The sequence below is a fragment of the Alteromonas antoniana genome (assembly GCF_019249295.1).
GTDB lineage: Bacteria > Pseudomonadota > Gammaproteobacteria > Enterobacterales > Alteromonadaceae > Alteromonas > Alteromonas antoniana.
This window is the reverse complement of record NZ_JAESDH010000005.1, coordinates 1-26213: the sequence shown is the minus strand read 5'-3', so window position 1 is coordinate 26213 and position 26213 is coordinate 1. Positions and strand designations below refer to the sequence as shown.

Genomic DNA, 26213 nt, shown 5'->3' with positions numbered 1-26213 from the left:
TCATGACAGCAATTAAACTTGCGGTAACGCCCGGCGAACCCGCTGGCATTGGCCCTGATCTCATTATCCAGCTGGCGCAGGAGCAATGGGATGCGCAGCTGGTCGTGTTTGCTGATAAGGCCATGATGGAAGCCCGCGCGAGTCAGCTAGGGCTGCCGTTAACACTGGTTCCCTTTGAAGCCGGCAACGACGAACTGTTGCCAGCGGGCAGCCTGTATATTCAACAGGTCGATATCGCCACACCTGCTATCGCCGGCCAGTTAGATAGTGAGAATGGTCGCTACGTTGTTGAAACCCTGCGTCAGGCCTGTCAGGCAAATATGGAAGGAAACTTTGCTGCCGTGGTAACCGGCCCGGTACACAAAGGGATCATCAATAAGTCCGGCGTCTCATTCAGCGGACATACCGAATTCTTTGCGCATCAGTCCAATACCATGGACGTGGTTATGCTGTTATCTACAGAAGGCCTGAATGTTGCGCTCGCAACCACCCACATCCCCTTGGAGTATGTGTCCAGAGCGATAACCCGGGAACGGTTGCACAAAGTTATTCATATCATTCACACCGATCTGAAACTTAAGTTTGGCATTACGCAGCCGCATATCTATGTGTGTGGCCTCAATCCCCATGCGGGCGAAGACGGGCATATTGGTACCGAAGAAATACACACTATACGCCCCGCATTAGATGCGCTACGCGATGAAGGACTGCATATTACAGGCCCTCTTCCCGCCGATACGATCTTCCAGAAAAAATATCTGGAAGATGCCGACGTGGTACTGGCGATGTATCATGATCAGGGGTTACCGGTGCTTAAGTACAAAGGCTTTGGCGCAGCGGTAAACATCACCCTTGGCTTGCCGTTTATCCGTACGTCTGTCGATCATGGTACCGCGCTGGAACTCGCCGGCACCGGACAGGCCGATACCGGAAGTTTCAGAAAAGCATTAGAGAAAGCCATTGAACTGGCTCATCATCAACAATGAGTAAAACACATTTAGGACACACTGCCAGAAAACGATTTGGCCAGAATTTTCTTCATGACGAGTACGTCATTGATAAAATTGTCTCTGCAATTAATCCGCAGAACGGTGAGAATCTGGTTGAGATCGGGCCCGGCCTTGGCGCGCTGACCGATCCGGTTTGCGAACGCGTAAATCAGCTCACTGTCGTCGAACTGGACAGAGATCTGGCAAAACGTTTGCGTCACCATCCGTTTCATGGCGACAAGCTAACGATTATCGAACAGGATGCACTCACCCTCGACTTTTCGTCGGTCCGGGCTAATTCCAAACAGCCTGATGAGCCGCTACGCGTATTCGGTAACCTGCCATATAATATTTCTACTCCTTTGATGTTCCATCTTTTTGACTTTACCGGTGACATTAAAGACATGCACTTTATGTTGCAAAAAGAAGTGGTCACACGACTCGCAGCAGGGCCTGGCTCAAAAACTTACGGCAGGTTATCTGTGATGGCACAATACTATTGCCAGGTAATGCCGGTACTGAACGTGCCTCCCGGCGCGTTTAAGCCGCCCCCGAAAGTCGATTCTGCTGTTGTCAGGCTTGTTCCTCACGCTACGCCACCGGTTGCGGTGAAGTCAGTTACCACGCTGGAAAGAGTCTGCGCACAGGCATTTAATCAGCGCCGTAAAACCATCCGTAATTCGCTAAAGGATTGCCTCGATGAAAGCGAAATTGTAGCGCTGGGGCTGGACCCTACTGCTCGCGCAGAAGTATTGTCTCTGGCGGACTTTGCAGCAATTGCCAACGCCGTAACCGAGAAAGACTGGCCGGCAGAATAACAATGAACGATCCCACCATAGTCATACAGGTATCGACGCGTTATTTACCCGACCATCTGCCGGAAAACTCCACGCAATATGCATTTGCATATCAGATTACGATCATTAATCAAAGCAGTGACACGGTGCAGTTGATTAACCGCTACTGGAACATTACCGATGCCAACGGCAAAAGCTCTGAAGTTCAGGGTAGTGGCGTGGTCGGCAAGCAGCCTGTGATCAAACCTGGCGAACAATTTCAGTACACCAGTGGCGCAATCCTTGATACACCGGTGGGGAATATGCAAGGCTATTATGAGATGCAAGCGTCCGATGGCAGCCTGTTCCGGGCCCCAATCGATGTGTTTCGACTTGCTGTACCCAACGTCATAAACTGATTTCAGAGGACTGATGACCACCGGAAATACCTATATTGTTGGTGATATCCAGGGCTGTGCAGATGGCCTGAACGCGCTGTTGGACAAAATCAACTTTGACCGTGCCACTGACCGTCTTTTTGCTGTGGGAGACCTGGTGGCCCGGGGTGAAGACTCGCTGGCAACCGTTAAATTATTAATGGGGCTCGGCGACCGGTTTCACGCGGTTTTAGGCAATCACGACTTGCATTTACTGGCGGTAACACAAGGGATCCGCAAAGTGAAAAAAAGTGATCGCATGGACAACCTGCTCAATGCTTCGGACCTCCCGGATATCATAGAGTGGCTTCGCCAGTTTCCGCTGGCCTATCAGATTGATGAAAACCATGTGATGGTTCATGCTGGCCTCTATCCGCTGTGGTCTGTGCCAACGCTTCTGTCACTAAGTGATGAAGTCAGCCAGGTGTTAAAGGGAGATGACTGGGTAACCATGCTGAATAACATGTATGGGAACTCCCCTACCCGATGGAAAAAAAGTTTAAAGGGTAAAGATCGCGCTCGTTTTATTATCAATGCCTGCACACGCATGCGCTTTTTAATGCCCGATCAGTCTCTGGATTTTGATGCCAAAGGCTCACCTATGGACTCGCCTTCCAACCTGATCCCATGGTACCAATGCCCCAACAATCAGCTTCAGAGAAATGAGAAAGTGGTATTTGGCCACTGGGCAGCGTTAAATGGAAAAACCCGTAACGACCAGTTTATCGGTCTGGATACTGGCTACGTATGGGGACAGACAATGACCGCCCTTCATCTTGAATCGGGTAAACGCATCAGCGTCAGCGCCTAAAATAAGAGAGAACAGCGTGGGTAATCACGCAGCGCATTCGGGTGTATGCGGTTGCATGACAGAAGTTGCAACTAAAGGTAATAATCAGGCCGCGTAGTTTTTGCTGCAAATACGTTTTGAAGCTTGCCCTGGCAGGCAGTAAACCTGTGCTTGCCCGGCCTGCGTTTTTTGCGCTCTCACCCGTTTTGCCTACGACAACTACCGCAGGAAATCACCTGACTTTCAGCATTGCCGCCCATCGACTTATTCGCACCTTCTCAGGATTTTCCGGTATAGTAGTAAAATCTGTAAGATCTTTTCTGCTATTTAGGATAAGCGGGCTTAAGTATCTTATTGTAATGTCGATAAAAAAATCAGGATAGGTTTTTCACGACGGTTTCGTTGCAGGAAAAGTGTAAGTTCGGTAGTGAATTTATACTATTTTTTTGCCAAAATTCACTGCGAGAGAAATCTTCATAACAATAACAGTGTCACATCAGGAGTTCCGATGAGAATTACAGTAGCCATGCGGGTCATTGGCGGCTTCGTTGCTATCAGCTTGTTGCTGGTTGTTATCAGCGCCGTTTCACTCTATAACCTGAACTCCGTCGGTTCTGCGACAGATGAAGTGAATGAGGTAGCCTTACCCACACTCTCTGGCAGTAACGCGTTAAAAGCCAGTTTTCTTAACATGGGCCGTCTCACCTTTGAGGCGTACATTGAAGAAGACCTCAGTGGTCTGGAAGAAAAAGAGGCCAGCTTTAACGAAAGTAAAGAAAACTTCGAGCGTCAATATGCACTTTTAGCAAAAGCTGTCAGCAACGATCCTGAGTTGAAACAATCGCTGAATTCGGTAAAAGCCAGCTACGATGAATACATCGATAACGTGCAAACCATGTATACCAGCCACCGTGCTTATATGAGTATGCGTAACGAAATCGATGAACAGTTGGGCGTTGCAGAAGATAATGCCGATGACGCTTCTACCTATCTGTTGGATTTCTCAGACATGCAGGCTGTTCGAAACAGCGATGATTTACAGGAAGCGGCGCGAGTCGGCAGCGAACTTGAAACCTCTCTGCTGTCACTGCTTACTGTTTCTTACGAATATGTCAAAACTCAGACGCTGATCCGCTCACAAACGTTAGGTAATGAAGTTGAGCTGGTAGTCGACCGCGTAGCCGGGTTGCTTTCAGACATGGTCAGTGCCGCGGACGGCCAGGATGCCTCCGGTACGCTGGATGAGATCAACACGCTGGTATCAGACGCGCTGAATGCAATTACTGCCAATGACGGTGTACTGCAATTGCAAGTTGATCGTCTTGAGTTTAGAAACGCTGCCGAAAAAGCACTGAATGCGTCCGATGAAAATATCGCACAGGCAACAGTTGAGCTGGAGCGTTTACTTACCCTGGCGAACCAGAAAGCAGCCGATATTGACGCGCAGGTAAATGGTGCAGTTTCAAACGGCAATATTTTCGTGATTGTTGTCGTGATTGTGTCTATCGCCATTGCCGCTGTTATCGGTTTTATCACCGTTAATGCCATTACCCGTCCGCTTAACCGTGTCAACGAATTACTTAACATTGCATCTTCGGGTGATTTAACCCAGCGTATGGATGACTCTGCACAGGATGAATTCGGTCAGCTGGCCCGCAACTGTAACAAACTGATCGGCAACCTGAAGTCGCTTATCACAGGTATCAACACCCGTGCAGAGCAGCTTGCTGCAGCGTCAGAGCAAACTTCAACAGTGACCTCGCAAACTACCCACAGCATTCAGGATCAGAAGTCTCAAATCTCACAGGTGGCTACCGCCACTACAGAGATGCACTCTACGTCTCAGCTGGTTATGCAAAACGCAGAAGACACGCTCAGTCAAATCCGCCATGCCGATGCTGAAGCAGAAAATGTGCGTAAGATTTCTCTTGAAAACCGCAACACCATCGAAGTGCTGGCAAGAGATGTTCAGGATGCAGCGGAAGTTATCAATAAACTGCATCAGGACAGCGCCTCTATCGGTGGGATCCTGGACGTAATTCGTGGTGTTGCTGACCAGACCAACTTATTGGCGCTGAACGCGGCGATTGAAGCTGCACGTGCCGGTGAACAAGGTCGCGGCTTTGCGGTGGTTGCGGATGAAGTCCGTACGCTGGCAAGTCGTACTCAGGAATCTACGCAGGAAATCAACGCGATGATTGAGGTGCTGCAGGCCGGTGCTGAGAAAGCGGTGGCGGTTATGAATCAGGGTAAAGAACAAACCGCAGTGTGTGTAGAACAGACTGAACGCGCGACACAGGCGCTGGATATTATCTCTGATGCGGTTCACAAAGCGCATGATGTCAGCTCACAGATTGAGCAGTCTGCCCGCGAGCAGAATACGGTTTCTCATGAAATTAGTGAGAAACTCGAAACCATTGTTGGCATTGCCGAGGAAACTACAGTCGGCGCGCAACAGACCTCTGAGTCCAGCCATGAAGTGGCCAGACTGGCAGAAGAGCTGCAGCAATCTATCCGTCAGTTTAAAGTGTAGACACTTACACGAATGATGATAAAGGGGCCCATGCGCCCCCTTTTTTGTTATCTTGCAATTTCATCTTATGAGCCGTGTCATCGCCACAGACAGAAACATGACGTAGCATGTTCAAATCCGCGCAGTGCGCGCATACCAGTCCTCACAGATTGTCAGTTCTGCTCATGCTAAGTTAAGGCAAAGCAGACTGAGTTCAGGCAAAGCAGAGGCTACTCTTTTTTTGCTTTATACCAGCGCCGAGTAAATCGACTTTATTTGGCATGTAGAGTCCTACCTGCAAAACACAGATCCACTGGCAAAGGCAGAGCAAATAAAAAGAGGCCAACCGGCCTCTTCACATCAGATAGGGAGAAAACAACGCCTGTTTATTCAAAGAGTGTCTTGTGCAGACCTGTGACAATATCGTTGCTGTCCTGCTCGTTCACTAAGAATGACATGTTGTGCGGGTTCGCGCCGAAGCAAATCATACGCAGATTATAGTCTGACACTGCCGCAAAAATCTTACTGGATACGCCTTTGGCTGTTTGCATGTGGTTACCCACTACGGTGACCAGGTCGTAGCCGCTTTCTACCGTCACATCACACAAGGTTTCCAGTTCAGCTATCGTTTCTTTGTTCAATCGCTGCGCCACAGAATTGGCCGGATTATCCAACGTAAACGACACTGAAATCTCCGAGGTAGTGACCAAATCCACGCTTAGCTTGTGCTTTGCGATAATGGCAAATACCTGCTGCAGAAAGCCCTGAGCATACATCATCTTCGGTGTTTTCACCGTTACCATTACCTGCTCTTTACGACGGGTGATGGCACGATACGGCGGCTCTTCCTGGCAGTCACGCATGATCCAGGTACCGCCTTTTTCAGGCTCTTTACTGGAGCCCACAAAAACCCGGATATCTTTTCGAAGCGCGGGCTCCATGGTCGCCGGGTGCAGCACCTTGGCGCCAAACGTCGCCATCTCTGCCGCTTCTTCAAAGCTTAATTCAGGGAGTGGACGTGCGGCGTCCGTAATTCGGGGATCGGTGGTGTAAACACCAATCACGTCAGTCCAGATTTCACAAACCTGCGCGTTAAGCGCTTCCGCCAGCAACGCCGCAGTAAAATCAGAACCGCCGCGTCCCAGGGTTGTGGTTCTGCCTTCCTCGTCTGCGCCCACAAAGCCCTGTGTGACGACAATGGCATTTTCTATCTCCGGGCGCAGCAGCTGCTCACTCAGCGCTGCGATGTCCTCAAGTTGCGGTGCTGCCGCACCAAATTCACTGTCGGTTCTCAGTACTTTGCGCACGTCAAAGTTCATGGTGCTGACGTTCTCTTCAGCCAGTACCGCACTGAACAGTAGCGAAGACATACGTTCGCCCATCGACAACAAACCGTCTTTTAAATCGTTGCGATGCATGATTTCTTCGTGCAACGCCAGTGCCCGCATTTCGTCCAGCAAATCGTTAAGTTTGGGCTCAATTTCCTGCTGATCTTTCAGACAGGCAAGGATAGCCCGCTCAATGTCTTCAATCGCCTGGCAGGTTTGCGAAATCTGGTCCTGTGTCATTGCGGTATGCGCAAGACTTACCAGATAGTTGGTCACGCCCGCAGACGCGCTAACCACGACAATACGGGTATCAGGGTTGCCGGCGACAATACGCGCACAGTTTTGCATCGCTGCGTAATTCGCTACGCTGGTGCCGCCGAATTTGGCAATAGTTAAAGCATTAGTCACAGTTTTCTCCGTGTTCACCGGGACAGGTTAACGCGCCCGGTAAGCTAACAACGGGATACAGGATCCGTTGTTATGGATTAACAATAATCTGGTCGCCAACCTTTATATTTTGTCTGGCAAACCACCCCTGGTTCATTTCCAGCGCGTATATGACCTCTTTTGATGCTCCCACTGACTCGAGGTTATGGGGCTCCAGGGCTTTTATATCTGTTATCACGCCGTTTCTGTCGATAAATGCTACATCCAGTGGAATGAAGGTATTTTTCATCCACATGCTGGCTCTTTTAGGAGTGCTGAACCTGAATAACATGCCGCAGTCTTCGCACAACGACTTACGATACATCAGGCCGCGGGCCCGTTGCTCATAGGTCTGAGCGTATTCCACGGGATATACCTGTCCTTCCACTTCTATTGATGCGCTGTCGAATTTTACCGGCAGGTCGGGTATCGCCTGAACCGCAGCGGCTGTCAGTAAAAAAAGCGCAATAAAAGCCAGTGTGGCAGGTTTCATCATTGGCATACAGGTGCTCTCCATAAAGCCATAAAAAAAGCCGGGCCCTTTCGGTGCCCGGCTTTGTAGTTTATACGCTCACTCAGGCAACATTCAACGTTGGAATGATTTTCGCCTTCGCATCGTCTTCCGCTTTCTTAAAGTTTTCCATCTTATCGAAGTTCAGATAGCGGTAAACATCAGCAGCCATAGAGTCAATCTTACCGGCATACTCCATGTACTCTTCCGCCGTCGGGATACGACCTACGATAGCACCTACTGCAGCCAGCTCAGCAGAAGTCAGGTATACATTCGCGCCATCACCTAAACGGTTAGGGAAGTTACGGGTAGAGGTAGACAGTACGGTGGCACCGGCATCAACACGTGCCTGGTTACCCATACACAGTGAACAGCCCGGCATTTCTGTACGCACACCTACACGACCGTAGATATTGTAGTAGCCTTCTTCCATCAGCTGCGCTTTATCCATCTTGGTAGGTGGAGAAATCCACAGACGGGTAGGCAGCGTTTTGTTGTATTGCTCAAGCAGTTTACCAGCGGCACGGAAGTGACCGATGTTGGTCATACAAGAGCCGATGAAGACTTCGTCGACCTTATCGCCGGCAACCTCAGACAACGTTTTCGCATCATCCGGATCGTTCGGGCAGCACACGATAGGCTCTTTGATGTCATCAAGGTTAATCTCGATAACTTCTGCATATTCTGCGTCTTTATCCGCACGCATCAGTTCTGGGTTCGCCAGCCACTCTTCCATCTTCTGCGCACGACGCTCAAGCGTACGTGGGTCACCGTAGCCTTCGTTGATCATCCAGCGAAGCATGGTGATGTTAGAGCGCAGGTACTCTGCAATAGATTCTTCTGACAGGTTGATAGTACAACCGGCAGCTGAACGCTCTGCTGACGCATCAGATAATTCAAACGCCTGTTCAACGGTTAAGTCTTCGAGACCTTCAATTTCAAGAACACGACCAGAGAACTGGTTAATTTTACCTTTCTTCTCAACCGTCAGCAGACCTTGCTTGATACCGTAAAGCGGGATGGCGTGAACCAGATCACGTAGCGTGATACCAGGCTGACGCTTACCGGTAAAGCGAACCAGGATTGACTCTGGCATATCCAGAGGCATAACGCCTGTAGCAGCCGCGAACGCCACCAATCCAGAGCCGGCAGGGAACGAGATACCCAGCGGGAAGCGGGTGTGCGAATCTCCGCCGGTACCTACAGTATCAGGCAGCAACATACGGTTCAGCCAGCTGTGGATGATACCGTCGCCAGGACGCAGCGAAACACCGCCACGGTTCATGATGAAATCAGGCAATGTGTGCTGTGTTTCGATATCTACTGGCTTCGGATACGCCGCAGTATGACAGAAAGACTGCATGGTTAAATCGGCTGTAAAGCCAAGGCACGCCAGATCTTTCAGCTCGTCACGGGTCATAGGACCGGTGGTATCCTGTGAACCTACGGTTGTCATTTTAGGTTCGCAGTAGGTGCCAGGGCGAACGCCTTCCACACCACACGCTTTACCGACCATTTTCTGAGCCAGGGTATAGCCTTTGCCTGTATCTTCTGGTTGTTCTGGCGTACGGAACAGATCCGTAGGCTCAAGACCCAGTGTTTCGCGGGCTTTGTCAGTCAGACCACGACCGATGATCAGGTTGATACGGCCACCAGCACGAACTTCGTCAAGGATAACCTTTGATTTGTAGTCGTACTGGGCAAGCACTTCACCGGTTTCGCTGTTAGTAATTTTGCCTTCGTACGGGTAGATATCGATGACATCACCCATGTTCATGTTGTCGACATCAGCTTCAAAAACCAATGCACCGGCATCTTCCATGGTGTTGAAGAAAATTGGCGCGACTTTACCGCCAATACAGACACCGCCGCCGCGCTTGTTAGGCACGCCTGGCAGATCTTCACCGAAGAACCACAGTACAGAGTTAGTTGCCGACTTACGTGAAGAACCGGTACCCACGACGTCACCAACGAACGCTACCGGATGGCCTTTTGCCTTGATCTCTTCAATTTGCTTCATCGGTCCTTTCACACCGTGCTCTTCCGGCTCCAGACCGTCTCGGGTCATTTTGTAAGCCGCCAGTGCGTGCAGTGGAATATCAGGACGTGACCATGCATCCGGTGCCGGAGACAGGTCATCAGTATTGGTTTCACCGGTGACTTTAAACACGGTGTACGTCATTTTGTCGTCCATCTTAGGACGCGAAGTAAACCACTCGGCTTCCGCCCATGACTTGATGATGTCAGTAGCGTGAGCGTTACCGGCTTTATGCTTTTCTTCTACATCGTGGTAAGCATCAAACATCAGCAGCGTGTGCTTAAGCTCTTTCGCTGCCATGGGTGCCAGAGCATCTTCGTCCAGCAAGTCTACCAGCGTAGCGATGTTGTAACCGCCGTGCATGTTACCCAGCAGCTCTACGGCTTTTTCGCGGCTGATCAGCTCGCAGCTGTCTTCGCCTTTGGCGATTGCGCTAAGGAAGCCCGCTTTTACGTAGGCGGCTTCATCTACACCAGGAGGAACGCGCTCGGAGATCAGCTCCAGCAGGTACTCTTCTTCGCCAGCAGGTGGGTTTTTCAGTAATTCAACCAGACCTGCAACCTGTTCTGCGGTCAGTGCTTTTGGCGGGATACCCTCTGCAGCACGTTCTTCTACGTGTTTACGGTATTCTTCTAACACGATATCTTCCTCATGGTTAATCCTGCCCTAAGTAAACGGTCTTGGCACAGGACGTGACTAGATAAACGCCGGGATTATAACGGCTTGTAGTGTAAATTTAAATTTTAATGCGCTTTCATTCACTTATAGCGGCTATTCAGCCAGGCTATTGCTGTACATTTCGCATAGTTATTGTTGATACTTTGCCCTGACTCGTGACAGCGGCGTGCCTGAGCGCCCGGGACAAAGGTTTATGATGCTGGTGTCAGTTTTATCAGCGACGCCGTTTCGCCATCCGTCAACACAAGGATATTGCCCTCACGGTCAGTCACAACGTCGCGTATGCGCTGATCAATAGTAGCAAATATTCGCTGGCTCTGAAGGGGAGACTCAGACAAATTTATGGCAAACAGGCCTTTTGATTTCAGGGCGCTGATAACCAGGTGATTTTGTAGCCAGGGGAAGGTGTCTTGCTGATATAACACCATTGACGACGGCGCGATAGAGGGCGTCCAGTTGAACAAGGGGTCCTGCATTCCCGGATAAGATTCAAACGGGCTGATTCGCGCGCCGGAATAATCCACACCCAGTGTCACTACCGGCCAGCCGTAATTGGTACCGGCGGTAAGGATATTAATTTCATCACCGCCATCCGGACCATGTTCCTGCTGATAAATCGTGTTGCTTTCGGGGTCTACAATAAGGCCTTGCGGATTACGGTGACCCAGAGAGAAAATATATGGTGCCTCAGCGATGAAAGGATTGTTCGCAGGGGCAGCGCCATCTTCACGAAAACGTAATACCTTGCCCAGTTGCGAGTCCGGCTTCTGCGCACTCTCGCGATAATCAAAGCCATCGCCGGTCGTCACCAGCCAGGTGCCATCATTTAACACTGCAAGACGTCCACCAAAATGGACCGGGGTATCTTTGCACGGGGCCACGTCCAGCACAGGCGTAATATCTTCCAGCGTGCCTTGTTGGGTAAGTGTCGCACTGACTACCGCCAAGCGGTTGCAGTCTGCGGTCCCCTTCGCATATGTCAGCATGATCCGGCCTGACATCGTAAAATCCTGGGTCAGTGCAATATCCAGCAGGCCACCCTGCCCCTCAACGTACAAAGACGCCAGAGGCAACACGGTGCGCACGGTTGTGCCGTCAGGATAAAGCGTAACCAGCGTGCCGCCCATTTCGGTAATTAACCAGCGTCTGTCTGGCGTTTCCACTACGGCCCACGGACGACGAAGCTGTTCAGACAGTGTGGTTGTGTTGTATTTCTGAACGTCTTCGCGTCCCAGCGCTGTAGCTGAAGAAAGACTGAAAAGAACCAGCGATGTGAGCAAAGAAAGCCATACTTTCATGATGTTAGATGCAAAGAAAACTTGAAGACGTCTACCCTACCATGGAATGATAAGGTCGCGCCAACGCCACTGTTGGCAAGTAGCTGCAACGCAGTCAAAAGGAGTGAGTGTGAAAAAGTTTGTCCGCTTTGTGATGATTTTAGTACCGGCTTTTTTAGTCACTTACAGCTTTGCCTGTATCTTTCATACCCAATCTGTTCTGGCCAGGCTCAGTGAACTGGATGTACAGATCCCTCTGGCAGAGCGTCTGGCAACCATTGCTTATGATTTGGCTGGGCTATTGCCTGCCTATGGTACGGCGATTTTCGCCATGCTGTTTATCGCGATGGGCGTAGCGTCACTGTCTGGACGCTTTCTTCCGCACCGCGGCGCACTCTATGCGTTTATTTGCGCCTGCGCTGGTGCATTCGGTATGCTCGCGATGCTGCTGGCCATGCATCCCATCATGGAAGTCACGTTAATTGCAGGCGCCCGAGAGACAGGCGGCAAGTTACTTCAGAGCAGTGCCGGGTTCCTTGGCGGGCTCACTTTTGCGGTAACTGACCAGGTGTTTCGAGCTAAATAAACAACCTTATATAGTTCTGCATAAAAACGATGAATAGATACTAATCATGTAATCAAAATGTAAATAATTCAGAACCTTTGCTAGGGTTAATGACTCTTAATTTATATTTGAATCGTGGTTGCAGCCTTATGACAAGTTTGACTTATCCGGATAATGTATCGTCGCTGGCAGATTATATTGAACAGGTTCTGGTGCGCTTTGCAGATAAACCCGCCTACACCGCGCTTGGGCAAACGCTGACGTTTAGTCAGATAGACACCTACTCCCGGGCGTTTGCCAGTTACCTGCGCCACCATACTGATCTTCAACCCGGTGAAAGAATTGCCATTCAGTTGCCAAATCTGATTCAGAATCCCATTGCGGTATATGGCGCTTTGCGTGCCGGGTTGGTCGTGGTCAACACGAACCCACTCTATACCGAACGGGAGATGAAGCATCAGTTTACCGACAGCGGTGCCAAAGCACTGGTGATCCTCAGTGATTTACTGCCTAAATTTGAGGCTATCAAAGCCGACACTGGCATTGCTACCGTCATCACCACCTCGGCAACAGAGTTACTTGACCCGGATTCAGCCCCTGACATCGACGGTACGACATCACTTACCGTTGTGCTGGATAAAGGCAGTGCACAATCGTTGCCATCACGTCCCGAAACCCAGCTTGACGAGCTATGTATGCTCCAATACACAGGCGGCACCACCGGGGTTTCAAAAGGGGCGGCGCTCAGTCACAGAAACGTGCTGGCAAACAGTATACAGACGCTGGATCGTCTTGGCGCACGCTTTCGCGATGGCAAGGAAGTGGTGGTGTGTCCGTTACCGCTGTATCACATTTATGCCTTTACGGTATGCATGATGACGTTTTTCGCCAAAGGATGTCAGACGATATTGATCCCGAACCCGCGTGACATTGATGGATTCATACACACTCTGAAGCCACACAAATTTACGACTTTTGCGGGTATTAATACGCTGTTTGTCGGCCTTGGTCGTCATCCGGAGTTTGCCAAGCTCGACTTTTCAGAGCTGCACCTGACCCTCTCCGGGGGAACGGCGTTAACCAAAGGGGCTGTCGCTATCTGGAAAGATGTGACCGGCTGCAGTATCACGGAAGGCTATGGCCTGTCTGAAACCGCCCCGGTGCTATGTTTTAATAATCCGGGCGAGGAAGAAATTGGCACAGTGGGCTTACCCCTGACTGACACCGACATCGTACTGCTGGATAGTCATGACAACTCTGTGCCAGAGGGCGAGTCAGGACAGATTGCCGCCCGCGGTCCCCAGGTTATGCTGGGGTACTGGAACCGTGATGATGAGACGGCCAAAGTCATGACCGAAGACGGATTTTTCAAAACCGGCGACGTTGGTGAGTTTACTGAATCGGGCGCCGTTAAAATTGTCGATCGTCTGAAAGATATGATCCTGGTATCCGGCTTCAACGTGTATCCGAACGAAGTAGAAGACGTACTTACGTCGCATCCGGATGTCATGGAGGCCGCTGTCGTGGGCATGCCAGATGACAACTCCGGCGAACGTGTATGCGCCTTCATTACAACCGGGAAAGAGATTGATACCGACGCGCTGCGAGCTTATTGCCGCGAACATCTTACCGGGTATAAGGTACCGAAAACCATTACGGTTCTGGAAGAACTGCCAAAATCAACGGTAGGTAAAATTTTACGCCGTGAGTTACGCAAAGCGTCGTAAGTGCGGCACTTTGAAGGCAAGCCCGGGCAGCAAACACTGACACGCAGTGGTTGCTGCCCGGCCTACTACCTTAACCTGACAGGTTAAACAGGTACCTGAAACCTCACTGCGCTGCCCAAGCAAATCCTCTCTGCCCCCAGGCTCGGCTCGCCTTTGCTTTTCTGGCCTCTCGTTTGCCCCGGCCGTTTGTCGGTGCTAACTGGCGGGCAGTGATCCCATCATGGTTTCTTTGAGCTGTTTACTAAATGTCCGGCTGGCCTTTAGCACCTTATTATTTGACAGATGTACCCGGTACTCTGCATTTCTCAACGGGTCCAGTTGTTTGATATATCGCGTATTTACCATCGTAGATTTATGGATCCGCTGAAAATAGGCAGGCACGATACTGACCAGATTCTTCATTCTCTCGCGCATCACAAAAGTTTCGTTTTCAGTGTGCACGCACATATAGTCGCCTGCGGCATCAATCCAGTAAACATCGGTAAACTCCACTAACTTTACCGGCCCTGTACCATCACGGATCGCCAGCTTGTCATTGGCGACGCTATAAGACTGAACACCCGGGTCAGCATCACCTGCTTGCGCAGTTAACTTGCCCGTTTCCAGTACTGACTGTTTCGACGCAGCGTTTTCTCTGGCCCGTTCCAGCGCTTCTTCTAACCTCGCCTGTTTGACAGGTTTGAGAAGGTAGTCCAGTGCCCGGACCTCAAACGCCTTTATTGCATGTTGATGATATGCCGTTATAAATATCACTGCCGGATAGTTTTCCGGCTGAAATTGTTTTAATAATTCAAACCCCGACTTTCCGGGCATTTCAATATCCAGAAATATCAGGTCCGGCACGTCCTCCTGCGATAATGTAATGGCTTCATCCACACTTGAGGCCAGTCCAATCACGTCGATATCAGAAAACATCTGCAGCCGCAGGGCGAGCCCCTCCAGTGCACTCTCTTCATCATCAACCAGTAGGGTTTTCAACACTGTCATTGTTCAATGTCCCCTCCTGCGGGATAAAAATGCGTACGCAAGCGCCTCCGCCCGGATTGTTTACCGTTTCCAGGTTAGCCCTTCCCTGGTAAATTAACCGCAGCCTGTCTCTGCAGTTGGTCAGTCCAATTCCTAGCTTGCAGTTTTCCTGATTACTGAACCCCTTACCCGAATCCGTAACCGTTATAGCGAGCCCACCGTTTACTTCAGCGAACTCCACAGAAACTGAAATCGTCTGATTAGGCAGCATGCCGTGCTTTAATACATTCTCCACCAAAGGCTGTATTAGCATTGAGGGAATGCGCATCGACTGAATCTGTGGCTCGGTATCAATATGGACATCCAGTTTTGAGCGAAAGCGGGCTTTTTCGATATCAACATAAGTGCGTAACATCGTCGCCTCTTCTGATACCGGAATTTTCTTTAACGGGTCGGTATACAAGCTGTATCTCAGAAAGTCACACAGCTTTTCCAGCATCACTACAGCATGATTGTTTTCATGCTTTAAAATGAGCGTGCTTATGGCGTTGATACTGTTAAACATAAAATGGGGGTTGAGCTGGTAGCGCAACATTTTCAACTGGGCTTCTTTGGCAAGATGCGTAGCTCTTTCAGCACGCTCACGCTGCTCCACATTATCCAGGTAGCTCTTTATCCCATAATAACCTGCGGTCCAGGTTGCCAGCATGGTTAAGGATGCCGTCGTCCAGGTACCAAAATCAAACCACGACATTGACTTCCAGGGGTCGTTATATAACCACTGCAGCGCTGTCCATTTAAACTGAGTCCAGGTCAGCGACGCCAGTATCAGCAACAGGACATGTATAAGTACGACGTGCTGTTGCAGCCGGTATACTTTTGAGTACAAAGAACGTAACGCCAGGGTGATGGCAAATCCGAAAAGCGTATCCAGAATCAGGTGAGGTAAATGAATACGCCAGGGCTCGTCACTGGGTATTTTTATCATTACCTCAGTCAGCAACGCATAAACCGCCCAACCACTACACTGACAAAGCCAGAACAAGTGTGGGCGTCTGCTTAAATTGATCAATTTACTGCTCCGAAAAATAAATGCGGATAAAAAATCTACCCGCAGTTATCAGTCTTATTGACATGAAATCACATTGTAACCTGCCGCAGGCGCTTTCACCAAAGCGATATCGGCAACAGCAAGGCTTACTCCATGGGTTGCCGAGAGTCGCAATGCCGCGTCTGGTTGGTCGCCAACAGGCAACGCATCACCACACTGCGCAGCAATGCTGAACCCAACCCACTCACCTTCCTGCAGTGCCGTGCCTTTGGGCGTCATCACCACCGTGTTCTCACACGCTGTCTCTACACACTGCACTGCAAGCGTGACCGGTGCGAAAGAACGCCACTGATCAAGCCGTATTTTCAGATTCAGAAAGCGCGGTGTGAGCACGTCATCGTTCTGATACAACGAGGTGTATTGCAGCGCTGCACTGCTTGGTGCTTCAGCATTATTCCAGCTGAATTTTCTGCCATCTTCCTGAAACGCAAGATTAACTGACTGCATTGTCAGAGACTTTTCATCAGGACTCACACCAGACGCGGTCTTCATTTGCGCCGTTGTTGCCGACGAATCGGTTAATGCCCATTGAATACCCGCACTGAGATTACGGACAAAAAGCGGGATCACTTCTGAAGGCTTCTGTGATTGCTGCGCCGTCACCGTTTCATCAAGGTGCTCAACGAAAACGGCGTCCTTGTAAGTTAACCCGTATCCGTAAGGAAATAGTGGGTCATAGCTTGCGTCATGGCGGTTCAACAGGTACTGGTTGTCGTATCTGGGCCACGAAAAACTCAACTTGCCGGAAAAGTCATAATTGATGCTGCCGTCTTTTTTGCGTAGCAGGACATCTGCAATCCCCTGTCCTTCAGAGCCAGGTAACCACGCCGCCACGAACGCATCAGACAAATTCAGAATGTTATTCACCCAAAGCGGACGCCCGCTTAAAAACACCGTGACTACCGGAATATTTTCGGATTTAAGTCGCTGAAGAAGTGCCAGATCCCTGTTTTTTGTATCATTAAACTGCAATGTCTGTATATCGCCGAACCATTCCGCATAGGGTTGCTCGCCCAGCACCACAATAGCAACGTCAGGCTTCTGTTCAAAACTGCCATCCGGGCTGTGCTCAACGATGCCGCCCACAGACGCTACCTGCTGCCTTATCCCTTCATATACCGAGGTAGCATTAGGGAAATCTGCGTTGGTGTTGTCTGTGCCCTGCCAGGATACACTCCACCCACCGGCCTGCATGGCGATATTGTCTGCGCCTTCGCCTGCTATCAGTATTCTGCTGTCGGGGTTTACGGGAAGCAGGTTATGGTTATTTTTCAGCAGCACCAGAGATTTTCTCACCGCGTTACGCGCTAAGTCTCTGTGCTCTGGTGCGTTCAACCACTGTGGGTTCTGCGCACCAAGTCGCGCAGAGGGTTTTCCTCTGGCGAGGATCCCCCAGCGTATTTTTGCGCGTAGAAACCGTCTTACCGCATCGTCAATTCTGGAAACCGGGATCACGCCGTCTTTCACTTGTTGCACAGTATTATGAAAGAAGGCTTCATAATGCTCGGGTACCATCAGTACATCAACACCAGCATTAATTGCTGCGGCACATTGCTCCAGATCGCATCCATCCACAAACTTATGAGCATTCCAGTCGCTGACTACGAAACCATCAAAGCCCATTTTTTCTTTCAGAACGTCCGTCAGTAAATATTTGTGCCCGTGCACACGCTTGCCATTCCAGCTGTTAAACGATGCCATTACCGACTGCACACCGGCTTGTAACGCTGATACATACCCTGCGGCGTGAATATCCTTTAACGTTTGCTCATCTAATCGGGTATCCCCCCGATCGATGCCACCTTTGGTACCGCCATCGCCGATAAAATGCTTGGCCGTGGCGATGCGGTGATAGCCTTCAAGAAAGTCTTTGTCCGGATGGCCCTGAAGACCAAGCACCATGTTATCGGCGTAGTCAGCCACAACCTCCGGATCTTCTGAGTAACTCTCGTAGGTTCTTCCCCATCTGTCATCTCGCACCACTGCAACGGTGGGCGCAAAACTCCACTCAATGCCCGTAGCTGCAACCTCTTTGGCGGTGGCGATCCCAATCTCTTCTATAAGCTTCGCATCTCTGGCAGCGCCAAGCCCGATGTTGTGAGGAAACAATGTGGCACCGTAAACGTTGCTGTGGCCATGCATGGCATCGGTACCCCAAATAGTAGGAATGGTACTGCCATCTATACTGGCATCAACAGACGCCTGATACATTTCATCCGCGTAGCGCAGCCAGGTCCGCTGGTCTGCTTGTTTGATACCATAGGGTGCAGTGTTTCCCCCATTAAGATAAGAGCCAAATCCGTATTGGCGCATCTTCTCCACCGTGAGATAACCAATCTCTGGCTGAATCATTTGCGCCACTTTTTGTTCCACGGTCATCGTCGACAGCAACTGGTCGAGCTTGCGTTCAATGCCGGCGTCTCTCAGATCGGGCTTGTCCGGTACAGACCAATCAACGTTGCTGTCTTGCGCCAGCGCCAGTTTGCAACAGCACAACATAAAAAGGAGCGACCACGAGGGTGCCGCCTTCATTTTTAAAAAGTTCATTTTTGACATTCTCGATTAGCAAAAGATGTTGAAGAAAAGCGTGATTACAGCCGCCACACGAGGGCGTAAGAACAGACTTGCAGTTTGCATTGCCCTTGCAAAGCGATCTGCAGGGAACAGGAGCGTTTTATCCACCATGGTCCTGAATAGTCTGTTACAGGCATAAGCCCGGCCTGATGTGATTACCCGGCCGGGCCTGATTTCTATTGCGGTATTTCCGGATCAGAAATTGATGCCAGCTCTTACACCGTAATAGCGCGGCATACCAAAACTACCTTTGGCAAAGCCCTTGCTGGTATTGTTCCAGTACTGAACAATCTCATCCGTCGCATTGTTAACAAACACTTCAGCAAACCACTTCTGATTTTGCGGCTCGTACTTCAGAGACGCATTGAAAATGGCAAATGCATCGCGGGTGTCATCCATATATTTTATGGCTTCATCCGGCACCGCAAAATCCATATCGTCCAAGTGTTTATCCACATTCCAGATGGTGGAGTAGGACTCATCTTTCCAGCTCACATTGGTCCAGGCGTGAATGTAACCATACTCTCCCAGGTTGAAGCTGTGGGTATAGCTGATATTCGCCGAGAACTCTGGCGTCATCGCCAGATTATTTCCTTTCAGATTGGTGCTGAGCGCTGTGTTAGTCGGGTCAATCGACTCCTCGTAAGAGATATCAAATAAGTACTCGGGGTCGTAGTCCCATTTGGTAAACCAGTCCTCTGTGACTTCCGCCTGGGTCCAGGTGACATAACCGGTCACCCGACCACTCGGATAAGGTTTCCAGTCAAACTCCAGCTCAATGCCTTTGATTGTTGAGCCGGGCACGTTTTGCGTGTAATACGCAATGACAGGCTGGTTTTGGTAGTCCAGAACCGGATTGCCGTCTTCATCTAGAATTGGCGCGCCGGTTTCGTCCTCTACCGGAGAAAGCCGCTCTACGTTTCCTATAGAGCCCACTGACGCGTACTGCATATCGGTGTAATCGGTGTAGAAGAACACGGCTTGCAGGTTCAGTGAATTGTCCAGCAAACTGGATTTTGCCCCCACTTCCCAGGTCAGCACTTCTTCAGGTTCAAATGTCGTTTCGAACCGTGTGGTATCACCTGTGCGGTCGTTAACCACTTCATATACATCGCCTATACCACCGGCTTTAAAGCCAGAAGCGATGTAGCTGTAAACCATTGTGTTGTCGTTGACATCATAGTCCAGCCCGATGCGGAAATCGTTTCTGCTCCAGCTGCCTTTATTGTCGTTAGCAAAATAAGACGCATAAATCGATGGATCTTCAAAATAATCTACCGGCAGATCATTGAGTGCGGTTCGGTTCAGCCAGCCAGGCGCACACCCGTCAGCATTGGAGCACCGATAGGTACGCCCGCCCTTATCTTCTTTGGTTTCATCGCTGAAGCGATAGCCTAAGGTCAGATGCAAATCCGGTGTCAGGTTGTAGGTGGCCTGTCCGAACAATGCATAAGCTTCTGTCGATCTGTCTGGCTGATCCCAGAACGACTTGTCATCCATCGGGTTGTCGTAGTAGCCCAGCGTTTTGGTGGTTTCGTGGAAATAGTTGATACCGGCAATCCAGATAAGATCGCCATATTCATCAGACTGCAGCTGAACTTCCGTCGAATATGACTCAGCGCCTGTCCCGTCCAGGAAATAGGTCGCACCATCCCAGGGGTCGAGCCCTACTTCACTGTCCTGAGAGGAGGAGCGCTCCATGTCTTCATACCCCAGGATCCATACCAGATCCAACTCGTCACTGATGTTGTAGTTCAGGATATTTCTAAGATAAGTGATGTCCAGGTTAAGTTCACCCGGTACGTTCACAACGGCCTGATAGGTGTTATCGCTTGGCAAAAACGCGTTGCAGTCTCCACCGAACTCACCGGGTCTGCCGCGTAATTTCTCGCAGTTTACCAGGTCCAGATTGTTGCCGCTGTCATTGACATACTTCTGGAAGATAGTGTGGTTTGAGAAATTACCATCAAGGGGTTCCCATAGCGTACTGATGCGAAAAGAGTACTCATCCGCATTGTTGTAAAACGATGACTTGTCAGCCGGTGTTAATGCACGTACTTGCTGGGCGTCCGGGTTGGTTCCGGCGTTATCAATCCACCAGTTCTCCAGCTGAGTGACCGTATCGCCAACGCCCTGATACGAATCTTCAGAAATGACAGGCGCATTCAGTACATCGTCGCTGAGACGACGGCTATCATACTGGTTCGGATCATAATATCCTTCCAGGTAGGAGTCGCGCTTTAACCCCTTCGCCGCTACCCGAACAGCAAATTCGTCGTTAACCGGGATATTGATAAAGCCATCCACCGACTTGCTGTTGTATTTACCAACTTCTACGTTAACGTTGCCAAACTGCCCCATGAAGTCGGGTTTTGCAGTGATCACGTTGATACTTCCCACCGTCGAGTTTCTGCCGAACAAGGTGCCTTGCGGCCCGCGTAGCGCTTCCACACGGTCAACATCATACATCAGTGCCAGTGCGCCCTGCATACGGGGAGAGTAAACACCGTCAAGGTGAACACCGACAGCAGGATCACCCAATTCCGTGATATTGGTCGAGCGGACACCACGCATCGAGATGACCGGCGCAGCCTGATCGGTCGCCGTGGATATGTCCAGTCCGGGCACTAAATTGGCGATATCTTTTACATTGTGAACGCCATTTTGTTTTAGTGCTTCTTCACTGATGGCAGAGATGGCCACCGGTGTTTCCATTAGCTTGGTTTTACGCTTAGTGGCTGTAACAGAGATGACTTCCAGTGCGTTTTCATCAATGCTTTCTGCGCTTGTTGAAGATGTATCATCATCGCGCTCCTGAGCATGAAGAGAAGCGGGTAAAGCGATGAGTATGGCAATAGCTACCGCATTAAGTTTTCTCATAGGTTGATTCCTGATGTCCTGTAAATGTTAATGTGGCTTTGCGCTTGCCACTTTTCTCGTTTTACTTGTTATTAACAACTTACCGCCATCCACGCCTTGCTTACAGGCGGTTTCGCTAAGGCGAGAGCCTGACGCTACAACACGTGCATATTTTCAGTTTGTGGCTGATAAACAGGTCAAGACCGGGATGGGACCAGGGTCATAAACAGGCATTTTCTGACCGAAAAGTTAACAAATTGCTGCCCGGCATTTCTGAACGCAAGTGCGTCGAACTGCTCGCTCGCTGGTAATTCGCCGATAACGCTTATGCGCCTGAGTTTCTGACAGGCAATTCTTATTAGTGCTTCCAGCAGCAAATAAAATAAGCTCAATAATCAGATTCATAACGGTATTGACGTTTCCCCTTGCTCCCATTTTTAACAGAATGTTAACCACAATAATCTGCCAAGTGGAAACCCAGAAACATGACCGGACTGAATCGACGAGTTCATAGCAAAACTCCCTTTTTGATACTGTGCTTACTGGTCTCATTTATCGGCATATCTGCCTGCAGCTCAGAAAGCTCGTCGTCTTCAGTAAGCGTCTCTGAAGCTATCAATTCTGCTCCTACACGTTTCGATAACCCCATCATCAAATACGATACCAGCGACCCGACGAACAATGTCGGTGACATTATTTACACCGCCGATCCCGCCGCGATGGTGGTTGATGGCACGGTATATCTTTACACCACCCATGACGAGCAGTACGTAGACGGCAACGATTACCGAATGTACGACTATCGCCTGTGGATAAGCAGCGATATGGTGAACTGGGAAAATAAAGGGACCGTGCTGACCTACTCTGACTTTGACTGGGCGCGGGGGGATGAGAAAACCGGTAATGCCTACGCACATCATGTCATACACCGAAAAGATGAAACCGGTAAATCTAAATACTATTTTTATGCCACTGTCGAAGGCGGACAACGTGATGATGCATTCGGCTTTTCAATCGGCGTTGGCGTGTCCGACAGCCCTGAAGGCCCGTTTGAAGACCCACGCGGCATGCCCATGATTTTGCTGGAAGATACCGCCGCATACAAAGACCATACATGGCGCAATATTGATCCGGCCGTGTTTATTGACGATGATGGCCGCGCCTACCTTTACTGGGGGAATCAACAGCTTTGGTGGGTGGAGCTTGAGCCGGATCTTATCCACTTAAAAGGCGAGCGATATACCACCGATGCGCAGGGCAACATGCAAAACCGCGATACCAGCAATGTCCGGATCCACGCCGTAGAGACGCTGCCGAACTTTGAAGAAGCGCCTTATGTCTCTAAACATAACGGTATCTACTATCTGGTGTATGCAGCGGGTTTCCCGGAAAGTATTGCCTATGCCACAAGCTCGTCGGCGACGGGCCCCTGGGAATATCAGGGCGTGATTATGGACCCGCTGCCGGGCACCACTACCATTCATCCTGCCATGTTCGACTTTAACGGCAATACTTATCTGGCCTACCACAGTGCCGAGCTTCCCGGCGGCGGAAGCTACAGAAGGTCGGTCTGTATTGACAGAGTCTACTTCAATGCCGACGGCACCATTAAAGATATCGTCAGAACAGTTAAGAAATAACCGTTGATGGCAGCGATGAACGCCTTGCCGGCACCAGCCAACGTTATGCAGGAAGTGAGTCTGATGCCGCCATTCCGTCCACTGCCTGACCTGCTTTTCCGCCAGGCAGTGGCCATTTCGACGACGCTGAATCGTGTTATCGCCAACGCACGCTTTATCACCGCCCATGGTTTTCGACCCGGCGTCGCTATTCGCAAACATAACAGATGATAAAAGGATACTATCCGATGAAAATACACCCTCATCACCCTGCCAGATATGGCCAGACATTCATCCGACGCCCGCTGACAAGATTGTCTGTTACGGCGTCTTTGCGGCGCAATGCACGAGGCCTGATGTCCGCGCTGTTATGTGTGACCTCCTGTTTACTTGCGGTACCAACGCATGCTCAGCCCAATGACGCCATGACAGTGATTGCCACTCCGGCTCAGCCTGAGGCAATCGAATTGGGAACCGGACCGCTGCCTGATGCAAAACACAAAGAAGCCTGGCATTCACAGTATGGCAGCCAGTTCGCGCGCAACGTGACCGTTGCCACACTCACGCCGTTTTTACCAGATCCGGCTAACGCCAGCGGCGCAGCGGTCATTGTCGCACCGGGCGGCGGGTTTCGTACTTTATCGATGGAAAACGAGGGCTGGGGCGTGGCAGAAGCGCTGGCCGAACAAGGCATCGCCGCGTTTGTTCTTAAATATCGCCTGAATCAGACGCCAGCAGATATGGCTGACTTTGCTCGCGCAATGGAAGAGATGTTTTCCAACACAGGAAGGCGCCCTCCCCGCCCTGAACCTGCCCAAATGAAACAACAACTGGCACCTCAGCTTGAAGATGCCACGGCTGCCTTTGCCCTCATCCGCCGCCGCGCAGACGAATGGAATATTGATTCAGATCGTGTCGGGATGATTGGGTTCTCAGCCGGCGCCATGCTGACCATGGCGACAACCCTGGTTGGTGAAGATGCCAAACCGGCTTTCATTGCGAATATTTATGGGCCAATCACTTCGGTTGAAGTACCACAAGACGCGCCGCCCCTGTTCGTTGCCTTAGCCGCCGACGACCCGTTTTTCGCCAACAGCCAGTTTGGTCTGATTGAAAGCTGGCATACTGCCAAAAAGCCGGTTGAATTTCACTTTTATGAACAGGGCGGTCACGGCTTTGGCATGTATCCGAAAACCACGACCAGTACAGGCTGGTTTACTGCCTATGTCAGTTGGCTGAGGATGCATGGGATGATAAACGAGAGTAAATAAAAGCATATAAGCGAGCCTTCGCTGGAGGCTATGAGTAATCCGTGGCGACAGCGAAGCGACTCCTCAAAACATTAAAAAGTATTTAGACTTATTGATAATTTATTGTTTACGATATAACCAGTTACACTATCAATGGCATCCCCTACTCACAGCGTAACCAAACATGTTTACAACAACAAAAAAACATAATGAAGTTAAACAGGAACTACTCTCCGACCTGTTGCATTACAAAACCATTGTTAACGCGATAACAGCGTCTGTACCGGTCATCCGGTTTACGGTAGATGCGATTATCACAGAGGTAAACCCGCTGTTTTCGAAAATGGTTGGCTTTAAACAAGAGGAGCTGGCCGGTAAACCCCATAAGTCTTTGTGTACCCAGCAGTACATAGATTCTCACGAATACAAGAACCTTTGGGCATCGCTTCGAAATGGAAAAGAAGTATCCGGCACGTTTCCCCGCTTAAACGCCAATGGAAATATGATTTGGCTTGAGGCAACGTATTTCCCGGTAAAGGATGAGAACGGTAACGTTGAATCTGTCATGAAGATTGCTCAGGACGTTACTGAACAACATCAGGAACAAGTGAAAAATGCCTCGATGACGGATGCTACCAGTCGTTCAACTGCCGTCATTGAGTTTACACCGCATGGTGAGGTTCTGACCGCCAATGACAATTTTCTTAATCTGACCGGCTACCGGTTAGAGGAAATCAAAGGTAAACACCACCGCCTCTTTTGTAGCGATGCGTTCTATCAGGACAATCCGGACTTTTGGGGCAGGCTGGGCCGGGGTGAAATCGCGGCGGATAAATTCCAGCGGTTTGGCAAGAACGGAAAAGAGATCTGGATGGAAGCCTCCTATACGCCAGTTTTTGACTCGTACGGAAATATCATTTCCGTTATCAAGTTCGCCACTGACATAACAGAAAGTCAGCGCGCCAGTCAGGCGTTTGCCAGCGCGGCAGAGATGGTACTGGCGACGTCAGAAGAAACGGCGCAAATCGCCATTAAGGGCAATGCGTCACTGGATGAAGCCACTGAAGCCTTCGAACATATGATCAGTGAGGTGACAGAAACCAACGTGCTAATGCAAAAAATTAATGACCATTCCAGTAAAATTGGCGCTATCGTTTCAACCATCCAAAGTGTTGCGGAGCAAACTAACCTGCTGGCACTTAACGCGGCTATTGAGGCAGCACGAGCCGGAGAACAAGGTCGAGGGTTTGCCGTTGTGGCTGATGAAGTGAGGCATCTTGCTAAGCGCACCAGCGAATCGACCACGGAAATTGAAACCGTGGTGAGGGAAAACCGGGCGCTGACGGAAGACGCGACTAACAGAATGGCTCAGGTCACTGGTAGTGTAGGAAACAACAGCGACAGGATCATGTCGGTGCGCGGTGTAATGAACGAAATACAGCAGGGTGCTGAAAACGTCACTAACAGTGTTTCCAAACTGCTTGAGTGAGTACGGGTTAACTAAAGCCGGAGCCCCGAGGCCTGGATTTTTTTCCCTGTTTTCCAGTCAACGCTGGGAGTAATCACTATTATCGGCTTTCTGCAAGGATTCACCTACCTACGAGTAAAGGTAGTTAGAACTATGCAGTGAGTGGATGCTAAGAAAAAGGAGCGCGATGCGCTCCTTTTTACATAAAAACTAATACTGGTCCCACCTGCAATGCGAGAGTGTAAAAAGATCTGTGTAAGTGGCATTCTTAACCTGTTGAAAGGAATGCAGAATGCCAATATCAGACAAACT

The 26213-nt window shown here is 50.1% G+C and carries 19 protein-coding genes; 11 read left to right on the top strand and 8 right to left on the bottom strand.

Annotated features, from left to right (window positions below; all coding sequences use genetic code 11):
• The first annotated feature begins 2 nt into the window (after positions 1-2).
• The 5 genes from pdxA (at position 3) to JKP77_RS05285 (ending at position 5525) form a co-directional block, all read left to right on the top strand.
• Entirely contained in the window at positions 3-986 is a 984-nt protein-coding gene (pdxA, locus tag JKP77_RS05305) for a 4-hydroxythreonine-4-phosphate dehydrogenase PdxA (protein ID WP_218310168.1), read from the top strand.
• Positions 983-1807 (top strand): 16S rRNA (adenine(1518)-N(6)/adenine(1519)-N(6))-dimethyltransferase RsmA, encoded by an 825-nt coding sequence (rsmA, locus tag JKP77_RS05300; RefSeq protein ID WP_218310167.1) that lies wholly within the window; start codon positions 983-985, stop codon positions 1805-1807. The genes pdxA and rsmA overlap by 4 nt, the downstream gene beginning before the upstream one ends.
• A 2-nt stretch (positions 1808-1809) precedes the next feature.
• Positions 1810-2184 carry a Co2+/Mg2+ efflux protein ApaG gene (gene apaG / locus JKP77_RS05295; RefSeq protein WP_218310166.1) on the top strand — a complete coding sequence of 125 codons (375 nt, stop codon included), beginning with the start codon at positions 1810-1812 and terminating at the stop codon, positions 2182-2184.
• Between the two features lie 13 nt (positions 2185-2197).
• A complete protein-coding gene (locus JKP77_RS05290; protein WP_218310165.1) occupies positions 2198-3013 on the top strand; it encodes a symmetrical bis(5'-nucleosyl)-tetraphosphatase in 816 nt (271 codons plus the stop codon).
• Between the two features lie 487 nt (positions 3014-3500).
• Entirely contained in the window at positions 3501-5525 is a 2025-nt protein-coding gene (locus JKP77_RS05285) for a HAMP domain-containing methyl-accepting chemotaxis protein (protein WP_218310164.1), read from the top strand.
• 365 nt (positions 5526-5890) lie between these two features.
• Here the strand turns inward: JKP77_RS05285 and lysC are convergent, their stop codons facing one another.
• The 4 genes from lysC to JKP77_RS05265 form a co-directional block, all read right to left on the bottom strand.
• A complete protein-coding gene (lysC, locus tag JKP77_RS05280; protein ID WP_218310163.1) occupies positions 5891-7240 on the bottom strand; it encodes a lysine-sensitive aspartokinase 3 in 1350 nt (449 codons plus the stop codon).
• A 70-nt stretch (positions 7241-7310) separates the two neighbouring features.
• The gene (locus JKP77_RS05275) at positions 7311-7751 is read right to left on the bottom strand and encodes a DUF192 domain-containing protein (RefSeq protein WP_218310367.1); all 441 of its coding nucleotides are present in this window, start codon (positions 7749-7751) and stop codon (positions 7311-7313) included.
• An 82-nt stretch (positions 7752-7833) separates the two neighbouring features.
• Entirely contained in the window at positions 7834-10446 is a 2613-nt protein-coding gene (gene acnB, locus JKP77_RS05270) for a bifunctional aconitate hydratase 2/2-methylisocitrate dehydratase (protein ID WP_218310162.1), read from the bottom strand.
• Positions 10447-10676: 230 nt separating this feature from the next.
• Positions 10677-11783 carry a PQQ-dependent sugar dehydrogenase gene (locus tag JKP77_RS05265; protein ID WP_218310161.1) on the bottom strand — a complete coding sequence of 369 codons (1107 nt, stop codon included), beginning with the start codon at positions 11781-11783 and terminating at the stop codon, positions 10677-10679.
• 109 nt (positions 11784-11892) lie between these two features.
• On the opposite strand from JKP77_RS05265, the gene JKP77_RS05260 reads away from it, so the two are divergent.
• Entirely contained in the window at positions 11893-12348 is a 456-nt protein-coding gene (locus JKP77_RS05260) for a hypothetical protein (protein WP_218310160.1), read from the top strand.
• 128 nt (positions 12349-12476) lie between these two features.
• Positions 12477-14054, top strand: coding sequence for an AMP-binding protein (locus JKP77_RS05255; RefSeq protein ID WP_218310159.1), 1578 nt, complete (start codon positions 12477-12479; stop codon positions 14052-14054).
• 195 nt (positions 14055-14249) lie between these two features.
• Here JKP77_RS05255 and JKP77_RS05250 read toward each other — a convergent pair whose 3' ends face one another.
• The 4 genes from JKP77_RS05250 to JKP77_RS05235 all read right to left on the bottom strand — a co-directional run bounded on the left by JKP77_RS05250 (position 14250) and on the right by JKP77_RS05235 (position 21585).
• Entirely contained in the window at positions 14250-15041 is a 792-nt protein-coding gene (locus tag JKP77_RS05250) for a LytR/AlgR family response regulator transcription factor (RefSeq protein WP_218310158.1), read from the bottom strand.
• A complete protein-coding gene (locus JKP77_RS05245; RefSeq protein WP_246601089.1) occupies positions 15013-16092 on the bottom strand; it encodes a sensor histidine kinase in 1080 nt (359 codons plus the stop codon). The genes JKP77_RS05250 and JKP77_RS05245 overlap by 29 nt, the downstream gene beginning before the upstream one ends.
• A gap of 54 nt (positions 16093-16146) precedes the next feature.
• Positions 16147-18678, bottom strand: coding sequence for a glycoside hydrolase family 3 protein (locus JKP77_RS05240; protein WP_246601088.1), 2532 nt, complete (start codon positions 18676-18678; stop codon positions 16147-16149).
• Between the two features lie 222 nt (positions 18679-18900).
• A complete protein-coding gene (locus tag JKP77_RS05235; RefSeq protein WP_218310157.1) occupies positions 18901-21585 on the bottom strand; it encodes a TonB-dependent receptor in 2685 nt (894 codons plus the stop codon).
• A gap of 464 nt (positions 21586-22049) precedes the next feature.
• On the opposite strand from JKP77_RS05235, the gene JKP77_RS05230 reads away from it, so the two are divergent.
• From JKP77_RS05230 to JKP77_RS05215, 4 genes are all read left to right on the top strand, one after another.
• Positions 22050-23204 (top strand): glycoside hydrolase family 43 protein, encoded by a 1155-nt coding sequence (locus JKP77_RS05230; RefSeq protein ID WP_218310156.1) that lies wholly within the window; start codon positions 22050-22052, stop codon positions 23202-23204.
• A 6-nt stretch (positions 23205-23210) separates the two neighbouring features.
• Complete coding sequence (locus JKP77_RS05225; protein ID WP_218310155.1) at positions 23211-23414, top strand: hypothetical protein; 204 nt, start codon at positions 23211-23213, stop codon at positions 23412-23414.
• Between the two features lie 17 nt (positions 23415-23431).
• Positions 23432-24454 carry an alpha/beta hydrolase gene (locus JKP77_RS05220; protein WP_218310154.1) on the top strand — a complete coding sequence of 341 codons (1023 nt, stop codon included), beginning with the start codon at positions 23432-23434 and terminating at the stop codon, positions 24452-24454.
• A gap of 163 nt (positions 24455-24617) precedes the next feature.
• Positions 24618-25922: a methyl-accepting chemotaxis protein gene (locus JKP77_RS05215; protein ID WP_218310153.1), complete on the top strand. Its 1305-nt coding sequence runs from the start codon at positions 24618-24620 to the stop codon at positions 25920-25922.
• The last annotated feature ends 291 nt before the right edge of the window (positions 25923-26213 follow it).